This window comes from Burkholderia arboris (assembly GCF_038723655.1).
Lineage (GTDB): Bacteria > Pseudomonadota > Gammaproteobacteria > Burkholderiales > Burkholderiaceae > Burkholderia > Burkholderia arboris.
The window spans coordinates 3,271,385-3,291,023 of sequence record NZ_CP109822.1 but is presented as its reverse complement, the minus strand read 5'-3'; the positions used below and the strand labels follow the sequence as shown (position 1 = coordinate 3,291,023).

Below are 19,639 nucleotides of genomic sequence, written 5' to 3'. Positions count from 1 at the left end.
ATAGATAACGACTTCCGCGGCTTCGGCCGCGGGGGTGGCCCCCTGCAACCTCCTCGCCAGGAGACCGATGTGACGTCCGCCGTCGCTGTCGCGCCCGCCGCCTGCGTTTCACCGGTTTCGTCCCTCGCCCATTTCGGCTTCCTGACGCTGCCGAACTTCTCGATGATCGCGTTCTCGAGCGCGGTCGAAGTGCTTCGGATGGCGAATTACGTCGGGCGCGCCGACCACTACAAGTGGTCGATCTACTCGCTCGACGGCGCACCCGCACACGCCAGCAACGGTATCGCGGTGCGGCCCACGCAGGCGCTCGACTACACGAACCTGCCCGACGTGATGATCGTGTGCGGCGGCATCCGTATCCGCGACGTGGTAGACGAGGGCGCGCGCGACACGCTCGCGGCGCTCGCCGAACGCGGGCTGCCGCTCGGCGGCATCTGCACGGGCGCGTACGCGCTGATGTCGAGCGGGCTGCTCGACGGCTATCGCTGTACCGTGCACTGGGAGAACCTGTCGGCGCTGCATTCCGAGTTTCCGCAGGTCGGCTTCGCCGACGAGCTGTTCGTCGTCGACCGCGACCGGCTGACCTGTACCGGCGGCACCGCGCCGCTCGACCTGATGCTGAATCTCGTCGGCATGCGCTTCGGCCAGCAACTGGCCGCGCAGGTGTCCGAGCAGTTCATCCTGGAGCGCATCCGCAGCTCGACCGATACGCAGCCGATTCCGGTGGATGCACGTGTCGGCTTCTCGCGCGCCGAGCTGATCGAGGTCGTGCGGCTGATGGAAGCGAACATCGAGGAGCCGCTGTCGCTCGAGGAACTCGCGCGGCTCGTGCGGCTGTCGCAGCGGCACCTGCAGCGGATGTTCAAGGTGTATTTGAACGTATCGCCGACCCACTATTACCTGACGCTGCGCCTGAAACGCGCGCGCGACCTGCTGCGCACGACCGACGCGTCGATCGCGCGCGTGACGACGGTTTGCGGCTTTCATTCGCCATGTCATTTCAGCAAAGCCTACCGCGCGCAGTTCGGCCACGCGCCGAGCTACGAGCGCCGGTTGCCGGGGCGCTGATCGACGGATGCATCCGGTCCGCGACGTCGCCGGGATCGCGGCGCGCGGCTTCAATAAACGATCCCGCATTCAAGCAAACGACATCACTTTGAGGAGAAGCAAGATGAAGCGCCTATTGATCGCAGCGGTGTGCGGAATCGGGATAACCGCGCCGATGTCGGCCGTTTATGCGGCCGATCCGCCCGTATGCAAGAACGTGCGCTTCGCGGATGTCGGCTGGTCCGACATCGCGGCGACCACGGGTCTCGCGTCGACGATGCTGCAGGGCCTCGGCTACAACCCGACGAAGACGATCGCCTCGGTGCCGATCACGTTCGCCGGGATCAAGAGCAAGCAGATCGACGTGTTCCTCGGCTACTGGTCGCCGACGATGGACCCGATCATCCAGCCGTTCACGAAGGCCGGCACGATCAAGGTGCTCGCGACGCCGAACCTGACCGGCGCGAAATACACGCTGGCGGTGCCCGACTATGTGTACCAGGGCGGCCTGAAGTCGTTCGCGGACATCCAGAAGTACGCGGACAAGCTCAACGGCAAGATCTACGGGATCGAGCCGGGTAACGACGGCAACCAGTTGATCAAGAAGATGATCGACAGCAACCAGTTCGGGCTCGGCAAGTTCAAGCTGGTCGAGTCGAGCGAGGCCGGGATGCTGGTCGAGGTGAACCGGGCGGCGCGCGACAAGCAGTGGATCGTGTTTCTCGGCTGGGAACCGCATCCGATGAACGTGCAGATGAAGATCGATTACCTGACCGGCGGCGACGACGTATTCGGTCCGAACTACGGCGAAGCGAAGGTGCTGACGGCCACGCCGCCCGACTACTCGCAGCGCTGCCCGAACGTCGCGAAGTTCGTGTCGAACCTGCAGTTCACGACGACGATCGAGAACCACGTGATGGTGCCGATCATGAACAAGGAAGACCCGAACAAGGCGGCGGCCGAGTGGCTGAAGGCGAACCCGCAGGCGCTCGACAAGTGGCTCGCCGGCGTGACGACGCTCGACGGCAAGCCGGGTCTGCCGGCGGTGAAGGCCTACCTCGGCGTGCATTGAGCCTGACGCATCGGGCTGTGCGGTTTCGGCCGGAAGCCTGACGTGTTCTCGAGCCGGCGGAAGCGGGATGCCCATCCTGCTTCCGCCGGCTTTTTGCTTGTCGCGTCACGCGCGGCCCGTCGGTGAGCGGACGATGCGCTAGACTGCTCGATCCCGATCGAGGAGGCGGCAATGATCCGCAGTACGTTTGAAGTATCCGGATGGCGGCAGGAAGCTGACAGGCGGCCGAACGGCGCGTCAGCGCGTCGCGACGCAGGCTGCAGCCGGACGATGCCGCATCGCGGCCATTCACGCGCATGAAGCGCATCGAACAAGTCGTGCTCGCCGCCGATCTCGCGGGCACGGTGGTGTTCGCGATCGAGGGCGCGAATGCGGCGATCGGCGCCGGGCTCGACCTGTTCGGCGTGATGGTGTTGTCGCTCGTCGTCGCGCTTGGCGGCGGCGTGATCCGCGACCTGCTGATTGGCGCGCGGCCGCCCAGTGCCGTCAGCGACTGGCGTTATCCGGCGCTCGCGTTCGCGGCCGGGTTGTTCGCGTTCGTCTTTCATGCGCGGGTGGCCGAATTTTCGCCGTCGATGCTCACGACGCTCGATGCGGCCGGCCTCGCGTTGTTTGCGGTCGCGGGTGCGGTGAAGGCGCTCGAATTCCGCGTCCACCCGTTCATCGCGACGCTGATGGGCGCCGTGACCGGTTGCGGCGGCGGCGTCGTGCGCGACGTGCTGCTCGCGCGGATACCGGTCGTGCTGGTCACGGATATCTATGCGAGCGCGGCGCTGCTGGGCGCGGTCGTTGTCGTGTCGTGCAGGCGGCTCGGATGCCCGCCCGTCGGTGCGGCCGTGCTCGGCGGCATCGCGTGCTTTGCGCTGCGGATGGCGGCCGTGCGCTACGGCTGGCAGCTGCCCAAAATCGCCGCCGGCGCGTAAGAAGCCGTTCCAGAAAGATATTTCACGCTGTCGCATCCGCTTGCCGCCCGGCGGGGGATCGGACAGCATCGCGACGATTGAACCGGACCGGACGTCCGTTTCGCGCAGTGCAGCGGATCGCAATCGGGTATGCCTATGTCGCCTCTCGTCGAAGCAATCCTGGGCTGGACCACGCTGGTGCTTGCCGCACTCGGCCTGCTCTGCATGATGATCTGGCCGCTGACGCCGGACCGGTGGGTGTTCGAGGCCGGTTATGCGTGCGTGCCCGACGGTCGAAACCTGATCCTGTCGCCGCGGCGCATGCGCGTCGGTCACTTCGTGTGGTGGTCGTTCGGCTTTGGCCTGAGTGCGTTGGGACTGGCCTGCATGACCGGCGTACCGCTGCTTGCCGGAAGCGTGACCGGCGACGAATTGCAAGCATGGTACGAATGGCTCGGGCTCGGCGTCTTCGGTGTGTTCATCGTCGGAGTGGGTGCGCTGCTGATCTGGATCGGCCGCAAGCTGATGCGTTCGCGCTGGTTCGCCGGCCCGCTGCGCGAAACCCGCTTCTGCTGGCGTGACGACGAACGGTGGATCGATATCAGCACCACGCGCCTGCTGCGCAAGCCGGTGCTGAATACCTACGCGTGCCGCGATCTGGCGCATCTGCTGGTCGGCGGTCGGCGAAGCATCGACGGCGCAGTCGTGGGCGGCTCGCTGGTGAGGATCCAGAACGATCTGGCGCAGCTCGTGCTCGTGTTTCGCAACCACCGGCCGATCGACCTGATGGGGCGGATCAACGATGGCGAGCAAGCGCGCCGCACGGCCGGCATGATCGGCGCGTGGTGCGGCGTCGACATACAGCGGGTCGACGGCTTGCCGGACGTGACGCCGTTCAACTTCGACCGGATCTGATCGCCCCTGTCATCTACAACGAGCGCCATGCGCCCGCGTCACAACCCCTTCGTCGCCGCCGGCACATCGAATACGCGATCGAACGCCCACTGGAACACGAACGCGTAGCAGAAGAAAAATGCGAACAGCCCGATATCGACGACGAACGCGTCGAACCACGAGATGTCGAGCCACCACGACACGACCGGCACGAGGATGAAGATCAGCCCGCCTTCGAATCCGGTCGCATGCAGGATCCGCCGCCCGAGCGTACGCGCCGGCTGCCGGCGCGATGCTTCCCAGCGCTCGAACAGCGCGTTGAAGATCATGTTCCACAGCAGCGCGATCGCCGACATCGTCGCCGACAGCGCGCCCGAATAGACGAGATCCTGCTTGAAGATCGCCGCGATCGCGGGCGAGATGCAGGAAATGGCGATCGCTTCGTAGAGCACCGCCTGCGTGATCCTGCGCGGTAGGCCTTGCACGTTGTTCCTCCGGTTCGACGGCACCCGCCGCGGCCTCGTGCCGCGACGTCCCGCAAGGCTACCCGCGTTGCACGCCCGCTTCAATTCACCTAATCTCACCCCGATTGAATCGAATTCAACCCGGCCGGATCCGGCCCGCGAGGCCCCGTGTTCTCGAAAATTCCCCTGACCGCATTGCGTGTATTCGAGTCATCGGCGCGGCTCGGCACGTTCAAGGCCGCCGCGGACGAACTGTCGGTGACGCCGGCCGCCGTGTCGCACCAGATCAAGTCGCTCGAAAGCCGGCTCGGCGTGTTGCTGTTCGAGCGCGGCGCGAGCGGCGTGCGGCTGACGGCGGCAGGGGAGCAACTGTTTCGCACGAGCCACGATGCGTTGCTCGCGCTCGGTCGAGGGCTGGATGCGGTGCGGCCCGACACTTCCGGCGAGCGCACGCTCGTGCTGACCACCACGCCCGCCTTTGCGGCGATGTGGCTGATTCCGCGTCTAGGCGCGTTTCGTCGTGTCGATCCGCACCTGCACATCAAGGTCGAAACGGGCAACACGCTTGCCGATCTCGAACGCGATGCGCGGATCGATCTCGCGATTCGCGCGACGTCGCGCACGTTTCCCGCGCTGCACGAGATTGCGCTGATCGACGAGTATTTCGGCGCGTACGCGGCTGCCGGGTTCGATGCGCATCGCCCTGACGAGCCGCTCGACTTGATCGAGACCGTATGGGATACGCCGTTGCCGGTGTCGGTCGACTGGGCATCGTGGTGTCGCGCGGCGGGCCGCGAAGCGTGGCTCGAACGCGCGGTATTCCGTCACTACGACGACGAGCATTACGCGTTGCAGGCCGTGCTGCACGGGCAGGGTGTCGCGCTGCTCAGTTCGGTGCTGGCCGCCGAGCACGTCGAGCGCGGGGCGCTGATGCCGATCGAGCCGTCGGTGCGGCTCGACGGCGCGCGTTTCGTCGCGCTGTGCCGCCCCGGGCGGGAGCGCGAGCCGCAGGTCAGGCGGTTTCTCGACTGGCTCGAAGCGGAAATTGCACGCACGCGTGCGGCGGTGGCGCGGATGGCCAGACTGTGAAAGCAGGGTTCAATGCGAGGGTGGAGCAAAACGCCACGTTACATCCTGCCTGTTGATCTTTGGAAACGGCATGTTATGAGCAAACGCCTGCTTGCCAACCCGCTGATACATACCGCTGGCAAGCCACTGTGTAGCATCGAAAAGTGAATCATCTTCCAATATTCACATCATGATTCTTTCGTTCATGAAATTCCCTTCATTCGCCATCCAGCCCGTAATAAGAGCAGCCAGTACCATCGCCGCAATTAAAGCCGAGGTTTTTTTCATGAACGCACTCTTCGCCTGAAAGCACGAAGTCCCACGGGCAACCCTTATGACGTACTACCCGATTTGACTGGATTTGTGGCACCCAACGAGTCCAGGGGAAAAATGATGTCCACGTCTTTTTCATATTGACGTCGCACCCGCATATTCCTTGCCAACTCAAGTTCCTGGGTAGCGTCAGGTCCGGCGTGTTGGTGGAACAAAGCGCCACGTGACATCCTGCCCTTTGATCTTTGGAAACGGCATGTTGTGAGCAAACGTCTGCTTGCCTACTGGCAACTCCAGGCATTCCCACGTACCGGGCCACGGACAGAGTTCGCCGGAGCGCTGTTTCCAGCCAGGCTCGTCCAGCCTGGACTGGAGATCGGCTTTGGATTGCAACGGCTGGAACCGACGTTCTTCCTCGTCTTCGGGGATATGACTGCTGCGTGAGCGGGAAGTGAGAAGGATCTCACCTGTCGCTCCGTTACGATGAATAAAGACATAGAAGCGCTTTCCTTCCAGCAGGGTGTAGAAGGTGTAGTAGTCGACGGGTACCTTGGGCTTGTCGTCCCCAAAGTCCATGAATCCACTGCTGAGATAGACGATCTGTGGCCTGGGATCGAAATCGGAATCCAAGCCAAGTTCGTCGACCGAGGGCGGAACCTTAGGAGGAAAGTCTGCCGGAAATATTTCACCTTTGAGGGCGCGGACTATCCTCATTTGAAGGATTTCAACTTGCTCGTCGGTAAATGGAGGTGGGGATATTCGAAGCATCGTGGTGTCGTTATACTGCACCCCTCTCGGGTAGTAGACCTTGTCTTCATCTTTTAGAGAGATTCGCTGATACATGCCATTGGCAAACCACTGAGTGGCATCGAATGGAGGGTCATCTTCCAATACTCGCATCATGATTTTTTCGTTCATGGATTTCCCGCTGATCGTCGTCCGGCTTGCAAAAAGAGTTGCCAGTGTCATCATTACGATTAGCGCCGCGATTCTTTTGTTCATGCGCGCGCTTTTGGTCTGAAAGTATGAAGTCCCATGGGCAATCCCTCTGGCGTACTGCCTGACCTGACGGGATTCACGGCGCCCAACGGGTCCAGAGGCAGACCGATGGCCACGTCTTTTTCATGTTGACGCCGCGCCTCCATATGCTTTGCCAACTGGAATTCCCGGTCGGTGTAAGGTCTAGCGGGTGGTGTGGGTGGAGGCTCTCCTGGAATTTCGTTCATGGGCCCCTTTCCCAATGCCAATGTTCGTTTCCGATAAGCGGCCATCTGACGATCGTAGGCATCGACAGCTCGTTCATATTCGTCAATCTTCGGCAGCGTCTTCTGTGCCGCAACGAGTTCCCCCCGGGTCCCATAAGTTTCGTCATAGTTGGACCTTCGAGGAAAAGCCTGTACTTCCACATCACCCGCATCAGCCATGACCTGTGCGAGGCTCTCTTCATACCTGGGGTCCTCCCCGGGATCGAGTTTTGCTCCTATGTCGTGCCCAAGCCCCGTACGGCACGCGTACGAGAATATGGTTGCATCATCATCGAACGCCAATGGCGCCAGCATGCGCGCCTGATTCAGCCCGTAGCGGGTTTGCCATGACTCGCCGACGTCGTATCCGAATTCGATGCTGTGCACGAGGCCATGCGAGAAGATATCTAGCTGCTTGATCAGCCGTTTCTTGCTTCGACGTGCTGCAATGAATGTGACGAGATCGGCAACATCAGTCAGTTCTTGATAGCTGGCGCAATAGCCAACCTCTACAATTTTCTTAAGTTCGTCCAGAAGCTTGCGCGGATAGTCCTTCGAGAAAATCAGAAAAACACGCTGAATCGCATAGTCCGGCGTCCCATCCGGGTATTGGCGCAACTGCCGTATCCCTTGATTGATGAACATCATCCTGTTGCCCTTCCTGGCGCGTACATAGAAAGCCGGGTTAGAGCAACCAACCACAGTTACATAATCAAGGTCGGCAATCGCCGCCACTTCGGTCGTCGGGTTATTCGGGCTGGTCCGACTTTGCGTTTGTTGTTCCATGACGGACCTCAGTAGCTGATGTTCTGTTTGCGCAAGTGCATCGCCGCGTCTCTTCCCCATCGCAACGTTGCGGCGTCAGGCTGGCCGGTATAGATGCGCGCCGTAAGCCCTTGCGAATCGGTACGCCCGACGAAGCGCTGACCTTCTGCCGTTTCCACGCAATACAGGACATTGGCCAACACCTCTCCGGTGCGCGCGTGCTTGACGAGAAACTGCTCGCTGAACTTGGTTTCGGGGTTGTTGACAGCCCGTGACAACAGGTCGAGCAGCTTGCCTTTGCCGCCGGCCTGCTGCTGTATCGGCCCCTTGAAGCGAATGGCAACGGCGTCGAGCGTGATACCCGAACTGTCGATGACGATGCTGCCTCCCGGGCCTTGCAGAACCACACGCTCTGCGGCCTGCAACTGGTAGTGAAGGGTTCTCCGTTCGATGCACTGCCCGGCTTCTAGGCGGTGGCTGCCGTGAACGAGGTGCTCCGCATGGCCGCCGACATCGGAGCGGTGGTTGACGACAACGGTGTCGTGACGATTGTTGCCTACGGTCTCCGTGTGATTCATGCCGGTATGAATCACACGATGCCGCTCGATGGTGAGTTCTTCGTCCTGCCCCACTCGTTCACGACGGTCCCGACCTATCGCAAGTCGCTGGTCGTTCCCGATAGCTACGGTTTCGTCGTGTTCGACCTGCTCGCTGCGGTCATGCCCGACGAACGTGGTTTCGTCGTGGTTGACGTGAATGTTCTGATCGCGCTGCGCGTGGACGTAGATTTCCTCCTGACCGGCTTCATCCTCGAACCGCAGTTCGTTGAAGCCGTCGCCTTTGTGCGTCTGGCTTTTGATCGTCATCCGCGTCTTGTGCCTGGGTAGCTCGTACGGAGGCAGCTGCAGGCGGTTGTAGGCCCGTGACAGGACGAGCGGCTGGTCGGCATCCCCGTCGAGGTAGCCGACGATCACCTCCTGCCCGATCCGCGGGATCGCCATTTGCCCCCAGAGCGCGCCGGCCCAATTCTGCGCAACCTGAATCCAGCAGGAGCTGTGCTCATTGTTTTTGCCCTCGCGATCCCACGGAAACTGCACTTTCACCCGGCCGTACTCGTCGGTGTAGATCTCTTCCCCTTCCGGGCCCACTACTGTCGCAGGCTGCAAGCCGTCGATGCGCGGGCGCGGCAGCGGCTCGGCACGCCACTCGACATCGTCCGGCACCAGCATGGCTTCATAACGATAATGCGTGCCCTGTTGCGCATCGGCACTCTCTTCCGCCTGACTGGTGTACTGCTTGCCGTGATGGGTGATGCTGACCGTACGCCAGCCGCGATTCATGTCTTCGCGCGGGTGGCCGGTGAGGTCGAAGGCGATGCCGGGTTGTAGACGCGCATCGTCACCGCTCACACGGGCGATTCGCGCATCGCGACGGTGGCCACGCAGGCGGTCCTGCGTGAAAGCCTTGCCGCTGGCTTCGTGCTTGTAGCGGCCCGGGTAGTCGTAGCGCGCGTAGCCGCGGCCCTGGTGATCGAGGTCGGTGCCCTCGCGCGGATACTCGTGCGGATAGCGTGGACTCTTGAACGTGTAGTCGCGCTGCACCTGGCGCGTAGAGCGCACGTTCTCGGTATAGGCGAACGTGCGCAGGCTGGGTTGCGGCGGGTCGCCGCCGGGCGTCGGGTTGTACAGCACGGGCTCGCCCTGCTGGCGGCCAAAGATAAACAGGCGATCGCAGTGGATCAGCCGGTGGCCGTCGGCGCGGTGCTGGAAGGCGTAGAAGAAGCCTTCCTCGCGCAGGATACGCTCGACGAAGTCGTAGTCGGTGTCGCCAGCCTGCACGCAGTACTCGCGCGACAGATGTTCGGCGGTGACGCGCTGCTCGTAGTCCAGCGTCTGGCGGTGTGCCTTGAGCACGGCCTGCGCAATCTCCGGCACGTTGAGCATCTGGAAGATGCGCCAGTCGGAAGACAACTTCAGGCGCGCCAGGCGTGGCTCGACCACGGCAGAATAGCGGGTGCGGCGAAATCCCGTCTCTCCCTGAACGAACGACGAAACGGTGCCATGAACGTAGCGCACCGGTTGATCACCTTGCCAGATGGTCAGCAAGCCGCTGTGATCGAGGACCTTGCCGAAGTCCACCGATGGATTGGCGCTCGCCAGATCCAGCTCCAGCCGGAAAGTTTCGGATAACTGTTCTTCCAGTCGGAATGCGACGACTTCGAAGTCCGTTGTGTCTGGAATCGAGAAGGTGAAGCTCAATTGGCATGCTTGTGACATCGTAACGATTCTCCGGGCGACAAACACGGTCCGAGGCGTGTCCTGTTACGCCCCCGTGTCATGAACGACGACATAGGATGTGACACCCCACTGTGAATGCCGATAGCGTGCGGTTGGCACGTCACGGATTTTTCAGATCGGTAGAATCGCTAGCGCCTCGCCTCGTGTCTATGAGACATATTCGAAATTTTCCGCTACATTTTCCGAGGCACGGTCCTGCAACACGTGCGTTGTAGCCGTGCATTTTCGTCAGGCGATGAGCCTGAAGGCGAAGGGAGCACGATCGCCAACGCGTACTGGCGGGACGGATTGATCATCCGTCGATGGTCGCCGACTTGGCCGGTTCGGTACTGATTGACTGGCATGTCGAGTGCGGCGCGTTGACGCCGATCGAGCCGTCGGTGCGGCTCGACGGCGCACGCTTCGTCGCGCTGTGCCGGGGCCGGGGAGGGAACGTGAGCCGCAGGTCAGGCGGTTTCTCGATTGGCTCGAAGCGGAAGTCGCGCAGACGCGTGCCGTGGTGGCGCGGATGATGCCAGGCGACCGCCGAACGGATGAACACATGGAGGTGAGATCCGCCGAGTGAGCGGGAACCCGAACATATCGGGTTCCGGTTGTCCGTCGCCCGCTGTCACCCGAACCTGACGCCATACACCGGCGGCAAATGCGCCGATACCTGTTGCCAGTGTTCGCCGCCATCGGCGGACGTCCATAACCCGCCGGTCGTCGACGCCATCGCGAGGCGCATGCCGGAATCGTCCACCGCGAGCCCGTGCCGGTACACGAGGTCGTATGCCGGCGCGGCCGGCAATCCGTTCGACAGGCTGTCGAAACTGCGCCCGCCGTCGCGCGTACGCGTGACGACGAACCGGCCGTTCACCGGAATCCGGCACGCGTCCTTCACGGCCGGCACGAACCACGCGGTGTCCGGTTCGTGCGGATGCACGGCCACCGCGAAGCCGAAGCTCGACGGTTGCGCCTCGATCCGCCGCCAGTGTTCGGCGCCGTCGGTCGAGCGGAAGATCGCGCAGTGATGCTGCGTCCACAGGACATCCGGGTTGGCCGCGCACTGCACGACGCGGTGCGGATCCTGCATGTTGGGCTCGCCACGCCGCTCGGGCGGCATGTAGTCGGCTTCCATGCCATCTGCGGTCACGCGCCACGTCGCGCCGCCGTCGGCGGTCTGCCAGACGCCGCCACACGAGATGCCGACCGTCACATGCCGGCTGTCGCGCGGATCGACCATCACCGAATGGATGCCCGGCGCATCGTATCCGCCGCCGCCCCATTCGGCGCGTTCGGGGCGGTCCCACAGCGCGCGATTGAGCACCCACGAATCGCCGTGGTCGTCGGAGCGGAACAGTCCGCCGGGAATCGTGCCGGCCCACAGCACGCCGGGCTCGTCGGCGCCGCCGGTTTCGAGCGACCAGATCTGCTGAAGCGTCCACGGCGGTTGCGGCGCACCGGGCGGCTCGTCGTCGGGGTCGCCGGTGGCGGCATGCGCGCCAGTGCCGGCAGGGCGTGTGTCGGCGGGCTGCGGTGGATAAACCGGGACTGCGCATTCCTCCCAGTCGGTGGCGCCGGCTCGCAGGCGATGCAGCTTCACGCCGAAATGCCCGAGGTTGAGCGCCGCATACAGCGTGCCGTCGCGCGGGTCGGCGAGCGACATGCTGACGGGCTCGCCGATGAAATGCGGTTCGCCGAGGGTCCAGCGGCCGTTACCGTCGGGCGCCAGGACGAACAGGCCCTTGCGGGTGGCGACAAGCAGTCGATCGTTCATGTCGGATGTCTCCTGATGGTCCGGCCGGTGCAATGGCGCAGCCGGGTATCGGCCCGTGCATCCGTCCCTTTATCCGCCTGTCAGCGCCTGGACGACATACACCCGGCTGGCATTGCCGAGCGCGTCGGACAGATGCTGCCGGTCGCGTATCGGCTGGCCGTCGATGAATACCGACAGATGTTTCCGCAGCGCGCCCTGGTCGTCGACGATGTAGCCGCGCAGCCGCGGCTGTTCGCGGAAAACGGTGTCGAATGCTTCGCCGACCGTCTGCGCGTCGATGTCGCGCTCGGGCGTTTCGACATGCCGCTGGATCGACGCGGCGAAGAAGAGGTGCGCCATGGCGGTGGCTGGCAGGAGCCTCGCGGTGGGGACGGTCTGTAGTGTAGGCGATCCGCCGGTAGCCGAAAGTCGGGAGGGCGCTGCGCCCCGTGCGTTCCGCCCGGTGCGCTAGACCGGAATCGACCGCCCGCGGATCCGGATACCCAACCGCACGACGCCGATTACCGCGTTCGACAGCCAGGTGAGCAAGCGCGGCATCCCGCGCCGGCGGATATCGAGCAGCAGCACGATCCGCACTTCGTCGCTGTCGTTCCACACCTCGTGCATGAACGTGTCGTCCCACAGCAGGAAGCGGCCTTCGTCGAGCCGGTAGTCGCGGCCGTCGACCTTGAGCACGGCGGCCGGCGTACCGTCCGCGCGCTTCGGCATCGACAGCACGAGATAGCCGCGCAGGATGCCGCGAAACGGCCCGCGATGCGGCGGGATGTGCTTGCCGGGCGCAAGGAACGACAGCGATGCCGACAGCACGTCCGGCGATGCCGCGACGAGCGACGCGATGGTCGGGCAGCGCGACAGGTTGCGCGGGAACGGCTGGCCGTACGCCTGCATGATGAACATCCGCCAGTCGCGCGCATCGTTGGCCGAGATGTCGTACTGCTCGCGCATGATTTCGTGAAAGCGCGGGATGCGCGGCATGTCGCGCGCCACGTCGAGCGCTTCCGCCCGGATCGCGGGCCACGCGCGCACGAAACGCTCGGCGTCCGGGAACGCGGCCGTGTCGAGCACGGCGCCGCCATCGATATGGCGGTCGTACAGCGTGCGCAGCAGGCCGGCTGCATAGTCGTAAGCGACGGACATGGTCGATCGGAACGCGATCCGTATGAGGTGACGTCAGTCTGCCCGAACCGCAAAGGGCGCTGCGTTACGTCAGGTTACGCCGGCTGACGAATGAATGACAGTTTGATGAATGCGCGGCACGAGCGGACCGGAAGGCCGGGAATAAACGCAGCCCCTCCGTCGTCATACGGGTGTAGCACGTCGTCTCGTTGACTTCTGAAGGAGTGGAACATGAACAAGCATTGGCTGGTGGCCGCCACGGTGGCGGCAATGTCTCTCGCGGGTGTCGCGACGCAAGCGTCGGCACAGGCACTCACGCGCGCACAGGTCCGGCAGGAACTGATCGACGCGGAAAACAACGGGTTGCGCTTTGTGACCGATACGTCGTACCCCGATGTGAGCCCGCTGTTTCAGCAACAGGCCGACCAGATGCCGCAGCGTCAGGCCAGCACGGCGGTCGGCAGCGATCCGGCCATGTCGTCAGAAGCCGGCAAGCCGGCGGCGCTGTCGCGGCATCAGGGCTCGGCCGCATGCGTCGGCCCCGCGAGCTTCTGCGCGATCTATTTCGGAAGCTGATACACCCGCCTGCATCGGCAGGTCACGCATTCACCACGGTTGATCGATACGCAACATTGAAGGAGTTCATGATGAAAACATATATCGTACTACTGACGATGATCGGAGCGATCGTCGGTCAGTCCGCATTCGCGCAATCGGCCGCGCCGCTGACGCGCGCGCAGGTTCGCGACGAACTGATGCGTCTGGAAGCGGCCGGGTACGACCCGGCGAAGGGCGACGATGGCGAGTATCCGGCGGACATCCAGGCCGCGGAAGCGAAGCTCGCCGAGCAGGATCGTGCGCGGATGGCGGCGGCCGCCGCGCATGCGCCGGCGCCCGGCATGCCGGCGCAAACCAGCAACTAGGTGCCGACATGATCGTGTGTGAAGTCTGGCCGTCGTGTTCGCGGGACGGCAAACCACTTGCCCTTCGCGCCACGCGACGTGGCCGAAGGGCGCCGGCTGCGATGCCGCTCATTGCACGCCGCTTCGCGCGGCGTCGCGATCAGCTCGTCGGCCGGTCGCGATGAGCCGGCAGGTCGATCACCACGGCATCATGCGCTGCACGACCTGGTCGCGCAGCACGAAGCGGTGCATCAGCGCGGCCGCCACGTGCAGGCCGATGCCGGCGAACAGCACCCACGCGAGGATGCCGTGCACGTCGCCCATCGCGTGGCCGAAGCCGGAGCCGGCCGTCGACAGCGCCGGCAACGGGATGACGCCGGCCAGCGTCACGGCCCATGCGCGCGACGACGCGTTGATCCAGCCGAGCAGCGGCACCGCGATCAGCAGCACGTACAGCGCGCCATGCGTGACGCCCGACAGCGCGCGCATCGCGGGCGACAGGTTGCTCGCAGGCGGCCGATGCGTCGCGCGCCACAGCACGCGGCACGCCATTGCCGCGAGCAGCGCCGTGCCGACGATCAGGTGCGCGGCGATCAGGCCGACGGGTTGCGTGTCGCGATGCACGTCGGGCATCGTCCAGCCGATCGCGTATTGTGCGACGACCAGCGCCGCGATCAGCCAGTGAAGAAGACGGGCGACGGCGTCGTAACGGGCGGGTGCGGACATGAAGGCTCCTGATGGGCGGCAGGGATGGCAGGTTTCGGGCGGATTCTACGATCGAATCCTTAACGAAACGTTAAGCAGGCGCCGTCGATCGGCCCGCACCCGCCGACGGCAGTGCGATCGCCACGCCGAGGCCCCGGCCGCCGATACCGGACTCGAACTGCACGGTGCCGCCGAAATACTGCGCGATGCGTGTGACGATCGACAACCCGAGCCCGCTGCCGGGCGACTGCGCACCGGTGCCGCGATAGAAGCGGTCGCCGAGCCGTTCGTGCTCGTCGTGTGCGACGCCGGGCCCGTCGTCGCGCACGACGATGCGTTGCAGTGCGCCGTCGTCGTGTACGCCGAGTTCGATGCGCCCGCCGTGGCGGCCGTACTTGACGGCGTTGTCGACGAGATTGTCGAGCAGGATGCCGATCAGGATCGGATCGGCGTCGATCGCGCGTGTGGAGAGATCGCCGGTCACGATGGCGATGGCTTTGTCCGCGGCCTTCGCCAGATGGCGATCGATGGCCGCATCGACGAGTTCGCGCACGACGACCGCACGCGTCGGGATGCGTTCGTACTCGTCGAGCCGCGCGAGCAACAGCAACTGTTCGGCGAGCCGCGCACTGCGGTCGACGCCTTGCACGACGCGCTGCATCGCCAGTTGCTTGTGCGCCGGATCGTCGGTCGCGATCGCCACCTGGGCCTGCACCTTGATTGCGGCGAGCGGGGTCTTGAGTTCGTGCGCGGCGTCGGACGTGAACGCGCGCTCGCGCACGATCGATTGCCGCAGCCTTGCCAGCAGGCGGTCGATCGCGTCGACCAGCGTGCGCACTTCGTCCGGTACGGTCGCGACGCCGAGCGGTTCGAGCGATCGCGCATCGCGCGCGCCGATCAGCGCGGACAGCGTCTTCAACGGCGCGAGGCTGCGGCCGATCGTGACCCAGAGCAGCAGCGCGAGCACCGGCAACGCGACAATCAGCGGCAGGACGATGCCGCGTGCGATGCCGGTCGCCAGATCGCTGCGCGTATTGATGGTCTCCATCACCCGCACGCGGCGCCCCGACGTGTTGTCGCGCAGCGCGTAGGTGCGCCACTGCATGTCGCCGATGGCGATCGTCTGCGGCGCGCCGTGCGGGTCGCGCGCATCGGGCCGCCCTGCCGCGGCAGCGGGAAGGCTCGACGCAACGACGTTGCCTTGCGCGTCGCGCACGTCGAACAGCACGTCGCGTGGCAAGCGGTCGCCGTCGTTGTCGGACCCGTGTCCTGGCGCGCCGAATGAGAGTTCGACGCGCGCGTCGGGCGGCACGCGGGCAAGGCGGTCGAGGTCGGCCGGTGCGAGATTGACCAGCAGCGACGCGTACTCGGCGAGGCGGGCATCTTCCCATTCGCCGATCTCGCGCGTCGCGTAGTGGATGCTGCCGAACACGGCGACGAGCCATACGACGGTCACGCAGCCGATTGCCATCAGCGACACGCGGCGTCGTATCGAGCGGGCGATCATGGGAGGTCGACGACGTAGCCGATGCCGCGGACGGTGCGGATCAGTTCCGCGCCCAGTTTCTTGCGCAGGTTCGAAACATGGACCTCGATCGCATTGCTTTCGATGCCTTCCTGCCAGCCGTACAGGCTGTCCTCGAGGCGCGCGCGCGACTGCGGCATGCCCGGGTGGCTGACGAGCTGAACGAGGATCGCCCACTCGCGCGACGTGAGCGCGATACGCGACGCATCGCGCGTCACCGTATGGGCGGTCAGGTCGATCGTGATGTCGCGCCACACGATTTCATCGCCGGCGCGGCCCTGCGAGCGTCGCACGAGCGCGCGGCAGCGGGCGAGCACTTCGGACAGCTCGAACGGTTTCGCGAGATAGTCGTCCGCGCCGTCGTCGAGGCCGCGGACGCGGTCGGCCACGGTGCCGCGCGCGGTCAGCACCAGCACGGGGACCGTATCGCCCGCGTCGCGCAGCGCGCGCAGCAGTTCCGTTCCCGATTTCCCGGGCAGGCCGAGGTCGAGCACGACGAGCGCGAAGCGCGTCGTCGCGAGCGCCGCGGCGGCCGTGTGACCGTCGCGCAGCCAGTCGACGTGATAACCGGCCTGGCTGAGGCTGATCTCGAGGCCGCTGCCGATCAGGTCGTCGTCTTCAACAAGGAGGAGTCGCATGGTCGATTGATGTGCAGGCATTCGCGATTGTACGAGCCTGGCCGCGTGCGCCGTGCAATGGAATGTAATCGGACCCCGTTCAAATGCTGCGCGATTCTGAAGAACGCTTAAGGTTGGGCGCCGGCAATCCCGCTACCATCGGCCACGACATTTCTCGGGCGGTTCTCCGCTTCCCCCGATCCCGAACCGGGTCGGGCATGTCCGGCACGTGCCGGATGCACCCGCCCGCCAACCCGCGACCCTTTCGATCGACGTACGGTCGATGCGCATCGCCCGTACGGGAGGTTCAATCCTGATGGCACCCTCGACGACCGGGCGATGGCGCGCCTATCTGCTGATCGCCGCACTGGCCGGCATGTTCATCCAGTGTTTCGTGCTGGTTTCGTTGCTTGCATGGCGCGTACCCGAATCATTTTTCACCACGATGACGTTTCGCTTCTGGATCGTCGTGGCCGTTGCCACCGCGATCCTGTCGGCCCGTAAGCTTGCCGGCGCGGCATTCAAGGCCGCAGTCGCATGCGGCTACGTGCGGGTGACCGGAATCGATCGCCGCACGGTAGTTGTGTCATCTGATTGCGCGTACCGTCGGTTGGTCGTTCTTCATATCCGGCTCAACGGGAACCGATACGGCGGCGTGCACGGGTGAGTCCGCGTGCACGCGGCCGTTCCCGGGCGTCGCGGTTGTACGGGTCACCACTGGGGAGAAGCATGGTTTTGCTGCATGTGCTGCGCGCGCTGGCCGGCGCAATGTCGATTGCCTGCGGGTTGGGCGTGTTGCTGGGCATTGCGTACACGCTCACGGCCAGCGTGCTCGTCGGCCGGTTCTTTTCCCGGGCGGCGGCGGAACCGCGCACGTATCCGGGCGTCACCGTCGCGAAGCCGCTGCATGGCGACGAATGGGATCTCGTACAGCATCTCGAAAGCTACTTCGTGCAGAATTATCCGGGGCCGGTCCAGCACCTGTTCGGCGTGCACGATGCGGGCGACGCGGCACTCGCGGCCGTCGAGACGCTGCGTGCACGTTACCCGGACGCGAACATCAAGGTCGTCGCCGATGCGCGGCTGTACGGGCCGAACCGCAAGATCGCCAATCTCGTGAACATGCTCGAACACGCGGAGTATTCGGTGCTCTGTTTTGCCGACAGTGACGTGGTGGTCGAGCGCGATTATTTGCGCGCCGTCGTCGGCGCGCTACAGCAGCCGGATGTCGGCATCGTGACGAGCGTGTATCGCGGCGTCGCATCGCCGGGGTTCTGGCCCGGAGTTGCCGTCGCGATGACGAACTACCATTTCCTGCCGGGCGTGATCACCGGGCTCTTCATCGGGCGCGCGCGGCCGTGCTTTGGACAGACGATTGCGATCACGCGCGAGACGCTCGAACGCATCGGCGGGCTGGCGCGTTTCGCGCATCACCTGGCGGAAGATCACGCACTCGGCGAAGCGGTGCGCCACGCGGGCGCGCAGGTCGTCATTCCACCGTTCGTCGTCGGGCACGCGTGTGTCGAAGAGACGTTCGCCCGGTTGTACGCTCACGAGTTGCGCTGGAGCTGCACGATTCGCGCGGCGGACCGGCTCGGTCATCTCGGCTCGGTACTGATGCATCCGGTGCCGCTCGCGCTGCTGGCGGTGCTGTTTTCCGGCGGCGCTGCCGCCGCGTGCGCGCTGACGGTCGCGGCGCTGGCGGCGCGCGCACTGCTGATGCTGAGAACGAGCCGCGCAACCGGCGCCGGCCTGCGCGGCGCACTCTGGCTGCCGTTCGTCGATCTCCTGCAATTCGTGATCTTCGTCTCGAGCTTCTTTGCGTCGCATGTGGTGTGGCGCGGCACGCGGTTTCGCGTCGACCGGGAAGGCCTGCTGTCGCCGGCGGGGGAATCGTGACGACGGCGCCGAACACCGGCACCCCCCATGCAGGCCCGGGCGCCTCGCGCGGCGACGCACGGCTTCGCCATGCGGGGCGCGTGGCCGCGCTCGGCGGGCTGGCGCTCGCAGTGTGGCTGATCTGGCGCGAGCATCCGCTGGACATCCTGTATCGTCTGCAGATCGCCGGCGCCGGGCTGCTGGTCGCTGCGCTCGCGCACATCGTGCCGATGCTCGCGAATGCGTGGGACTGGCGGATGCTGATCCGCGGCCCGCGCCGGCCGTCGTTCATGACGATGCTGAAGCTCGTGTGGATCCGCGAATCGATCAACGGGTTGCTGCCGGTCGCACGCATCGGCGGCGAGATCGTGTCGTTCGGCTTGCTGCGGCAGGCCGGCGTGCGCCCGGCGACCGCCGTGGCGAGCCTCGTCGCCGACATGCAGCTGACGCTGATCAGTCAATTAATCTTCGCACTGGTCGCGATCGGCTACGTGCTCGAACGCGTGTCGTCCGATGCCGCACGCGTGGCCGCGAACCTCGCGATCGGCATGGCCGCGCTGGTGCCGGTGTTGCTGCTGTTCGCGCTGGTGCAGCATGCGCGGCCGTTCGAGCGCGCGATGCGCGTGCTCAACCGCGTCACGAGCGGCAAGGTGGTGGCGTTGGTCGGCGAATCGGCGCGTACCGATCAGTCGATCCGGTTGATCTGGAGAAAGACGGGCATCGTCGTGCGCTACCTGGGGATCTGGCAGACGCTGCAGTTCGCGGGCTATGCGCTGGAAATCTGGCTGGCGCTGTATTTCCTCGGCGCCGATCCGACCTTTGCGCAGGCGCTCGCGATCGAGGCGCTGATCCAGCTCGTGAGCAGCATCGCGTTCCTGATGCCGGGCGGCCTCGGCGTGCAGGAGGGCGGGTTCGTGCTGATCGGCGGGCTGCTCGGGTTCGACCCGCCGACCTGCCTGGCGCTGGCCGGCGCCCGCCGCGTGCGCGACCTGCTGTTCTATCTGCCGGGCCTGCTCGCGTGGCAGTGGGCGGCCGGTTCGTCGAACCGGCCGGGCGGCACGAAGCCGGCATCGTTACCCATCGGGGAATCCGCCCGGCCGCGCTGACGCAG

Annotated in this window: 20 protein-coding genes and 1 pseudogene; 11 read left to right on the top strand and 10 right to left on the bottom strand. The window is 64.9% G+C overall.

Features of this window, described 5'->3' with window-relative positions; genetic code table 11:
- The first annotated feature begins 69 nt into the window (after positions 1-69).
- The 4 genes from OHZ10_RS32220 to OHZ10_RS32205 all read left to right on the top strand — a co-directional run bounded on the left by OHZ10_RS32220 (position 70) and on the right by OHZ10_RS32205 (position 3,936).
- Positions 70-1,068, top strand: a complete 999-nt coding sequence (locus tag OHZ10_RS32220) for a GlxA family transcriptional regulator (protein ID WP_046549694.1) — start codon at positions 70-72, stop codon at positions 1,066-1,068.
- 103 nt (positions 1,069-1,171) lie between these two features.
- A complete protein-coding gene (locus OHZ10_RS32215) occupies positions 1,172-2,119 on the top strand; it encodes a choline ABC transporter substrate-binding protein (RefSeq protein ID WP_059239056.1) in 948 nt (315 codons plus the stop codon).
- A gap of 296 nt (positions 2,120-2,415) precedes the next feature.
- Positions 2,416-3,042 (top strand): trimeric intracellular cation channel family protein, encoded by a 627-nt coding sequence (locus OHZ10_RS32210; RefSeq protein WP_174993870.1) that lies wholly within the window; start codon positions 2,416-2,418, stop codon positions 3,040-3,042.
- A gap of 129 nt (positions 3,043-3,171) precedes the next feature.
- Positions 3,172-3,936, top strand: coding sequence for a hypothetical protein (locus OHZ10_RS32205; protein WP_226196204.1), 765 nt, complete (start codon positions 3,172-3,174; stop codon positions 3,934-3,936).
- Positions 3,937-3,974: 38 nt separating this feature from the next.
- On the opposite strand, the gene OHZ10_RS32200 is transcribed toward OHZ10_RS32205, so the two are convergent.
- Positions 3,975-4,400: a PACE efflux transporter gene (locus OHZ10_RS32200; RefSeq protein ID WP_059240907.1), complete on the bottom strand. Its 426-nt coding sequence runs from the start codon at positions 4,398-4,400 to the stop codon at positions 3,975-3,977.
- Positions 4,401-4,547: 147 nt separating this feature from the next.
- On the opposite strand from OHZ10_RS32200, the gene OHZ10_RS32195 reads away from it, so the two are divergent.
- A complete protein-coding gene (locus OHZ10_RS32195) occupies positions 4,548-5,468 on the top strand; it encodes a LysR substrate-binding domain-containing protein (protein WP_059239062.1) in 921 nt (306 codons plus the stop codon).
- A 441-nt stretch (positions 5,469-5,909) separates the two neighbouring features.
- Here OHZ10_RS32195 and OHZ10_RS32190 read toward each other — a convergent pair whose 3' ends face one another.
- The 3 genes from OHZ10_RS32190 to OHZ10_RS32180 are packed head-to-tail and all read right to left on the bottom strand — an operon-like array spanning position 5,910 to position 9,987.
- Positions 5,910-6,722, bottom strand: coding sequence for a hypothetical protein (locus OHZ10_RS32190; RefSeq protein ID WP_155627256.1), 813 nt, complete (start codon positions 6,720-6,722; stop codon positions 5,910-5,912).
- Positions 6,719-7,750: a hypothetical protein gene (locus tag OHZ10_RS32185; RefSeq protein ID WP_155627257.1), complete on the bottom strand. Its 1,032-nt coding sequence runs from the start codon at positions 7,748-7,750 to the stop codon at positions 6,719-6,721. Before OHZ10_RS32185 ends, OHZ10_RS32190 begins: the two co-directional genes overlap by 4 nt.
- An 8-nt stretch (positions 7,751-7,758) precedes the next feature.
- Positions 7,759-9,987 (bottom strand): type VI secretion system Vgr family protein, encoded by a 2,229-nt coding sequence (locus OHZ10_RS32180; RefSeq protein WP_226196206.1) that lies wholly within the window; start codon positions 9,985-9,987, stop codon positions 7,759-7,761.
- Positions 9,988-10,340: 353 nt separating this feature from the next.
- On the opposite strand from OHZ10_RS32180, the pseudogene OHZ10_RS32175 reads away from it, so the two are divergent.
- Positions 10,341-10,591 (top strand): annotated as a pseudogene (locus OHZ10_RS32175) (hypothetical protein); the annotation flags it as partial.
- 45 nt (positions 10,592-10,636) lie between these two features.
- Here OHZ10_RS32175 and OHZ10_RS32170 read toward each other — a convergent pair.
- The 3 genes from OHZ10_RS32170 to OHZ10_RS32160 all read right to left on the bottom strand — a co-directional run bounded on the left by OHZ10_RS32170 (position 10,637) and on the right by OHZ10_RS32160 (position 12,922).
- The gene (locus OHZ10_RS32170) at positions 10,637-11,785 is read right to left on the bottom strand and encodes an exo-alpha-sialidase (RefSeq protein WP_342705361.1); all 1,149 of its coding nucleotides are present in this window, start codon (positions 11,783-11,785) and stop codon (positions 10,637-10,639) included.
- Between the two features lie 69 nt (positions 11,786-11,854).
- Complete coding sequence (locus OHZ10_RS32165) at positions 11,855-12,124, bottom strand: MoaD/ThiS family protein (protein ID WP_059239070.1); 270 nt, start codon at positions 12,122-12,124, stop codon at positions 11,855-11,857.
- Positions 12,125-12,232: 108 nt separating this feature from the next.
- On the bottom strand, positions 12,233-12,922 hold the full coding sequence (locus OHZ10_RS32160) for an aspartyl/asparaginyl beta-hydroxylase domain-containing protein (protein ID WP_059239072.1): 690 nt from the start codon (positions 12,920-12,922) through the stop codon (positions 12,233-12,235).
- Between the two features lie 210 nt (positions 12,923-13,132).
- Here OHZ10_RS32160 and OHZ10_RS32155 point away from each other — a divergent pair, with 210 nt between their 5' ends.
- Positions 13,133-13,477, top strand: a complete 345-nt coding sequence (locus tag OHZ10_RS32155; protein ID WP_059239074.1) for a DUF4148 domain-containing protein — start codon at positions 13,133-13,135, stop codon at positions 13,475-13,477.
- Positions 13,478-13,548: 71 nt separating this feature from the next.
- Positions 13,549-13,824, top strand: a complete 276-nt coding sequence (locus OHZ10_RS32150; protein ID WP_059240908.1) for a DUF4148 domain-containing protein — start codon at positions 13,549-13,551, stop codon at positions 13,822-13,824.
- Positions 13,825-14,001: 177 nt separating this feature from the next.
- Here OHZ10_RS32150 and OHZ10_RS32145 read toward each other — a convergent pair whose 3' ends face one another.
- From OHZ10_RS32145 to OHZ10_RS32135, 3 genes are all read right to left on the bottom strand, one after another.
- Complete coding sequence (locus OHZ10_RS32145; RefSeq protein ID WP_059239076.1) at positions 14,002-14,529, bottom strand: cytochrome b; 528 nt, start codon at positions 14,527-14,529, stop codon at positions 14,002-14,004.
- 70 nt (positions 14,530-14,599) lie between these two features.
- A complete protein-coding gene (locus OHZ10_RS32140; protein WP_342705360.1) occupies positions 14,600-16,015 on the bottom strand; it encodes an ATP-binding protein in 1,416 nt (471 codons plus the stop codon).
- On the bottom strand, positions 16,012-16,671 hold the full coding sequence (locus OHZ10_RS32135; RefSeq protein WP_340625704.1) for a response regulator: 660 nt from the start codon (positions 16,669-16,671) through the stop codon (positions 16,012-16,014). Before OHZ10_RS32135 ends, OHZ10_RS32140 begins: the two co-directional genes overlap by 4 nt.
- Before the next feature lie 295 nt (positions 16,672-16,966).
- Here OHZ10_RS32135 and OHZ10_RS32130 point away from each other — a divergent pair, with 295 nt between their 5' ends.
- The 3 genes from OHZ10_RS32130 (at position 16,967) to OHZ10_RS32120 (ending at position 19,634) form a co-directional block, all read left to right on the top strand.
- Positions 16,967-17,317 (top strand): hypothetical protein, encoded by a 351-nt coding sequence (locus OHZ10_RS32130; RefSeq protein WP_059239082.1) that lies wholly within the window; start codon positions 16,967-16,969, stop codon positions 17,315-17,317.
- A 62-nt stretch (positions 17,318-17,379) separates the two neighbouring features.
- Positions 17,380-18,549: a bacteriohopanetetrol glucosamine biosynthesis glycosyltransferase HpnI gene (hpnI, locus tag OHZ10_RS32125; RefSeq protein ID WP_059239084.1), complete on the top strand. Its 1,170-nt coding sequence runs from the start codon at positions 17,380-17,382 to the stop codon at positions 18,547-18,549.
- Positions 18,546-19,634 carry a lysylphosphatidylglycerol synthase domain-containing protein gene (locus OHZ10_RS32120; RefSeq protein ID WP_342705359.1) on the top strand — a complete coding sequence of 363 codons (1,089 nt, stop codon included), beginning with the start codon at positions 18,546-18,548 and terminating at the stop codon, positions 19,632-19,634. Before hpnI ends, OHZ10_RS32120 begins: the two co-directional genes overlap by 4 nt.
- Positions 19,635-19,639: the final 5 nt, after the last annotated feature.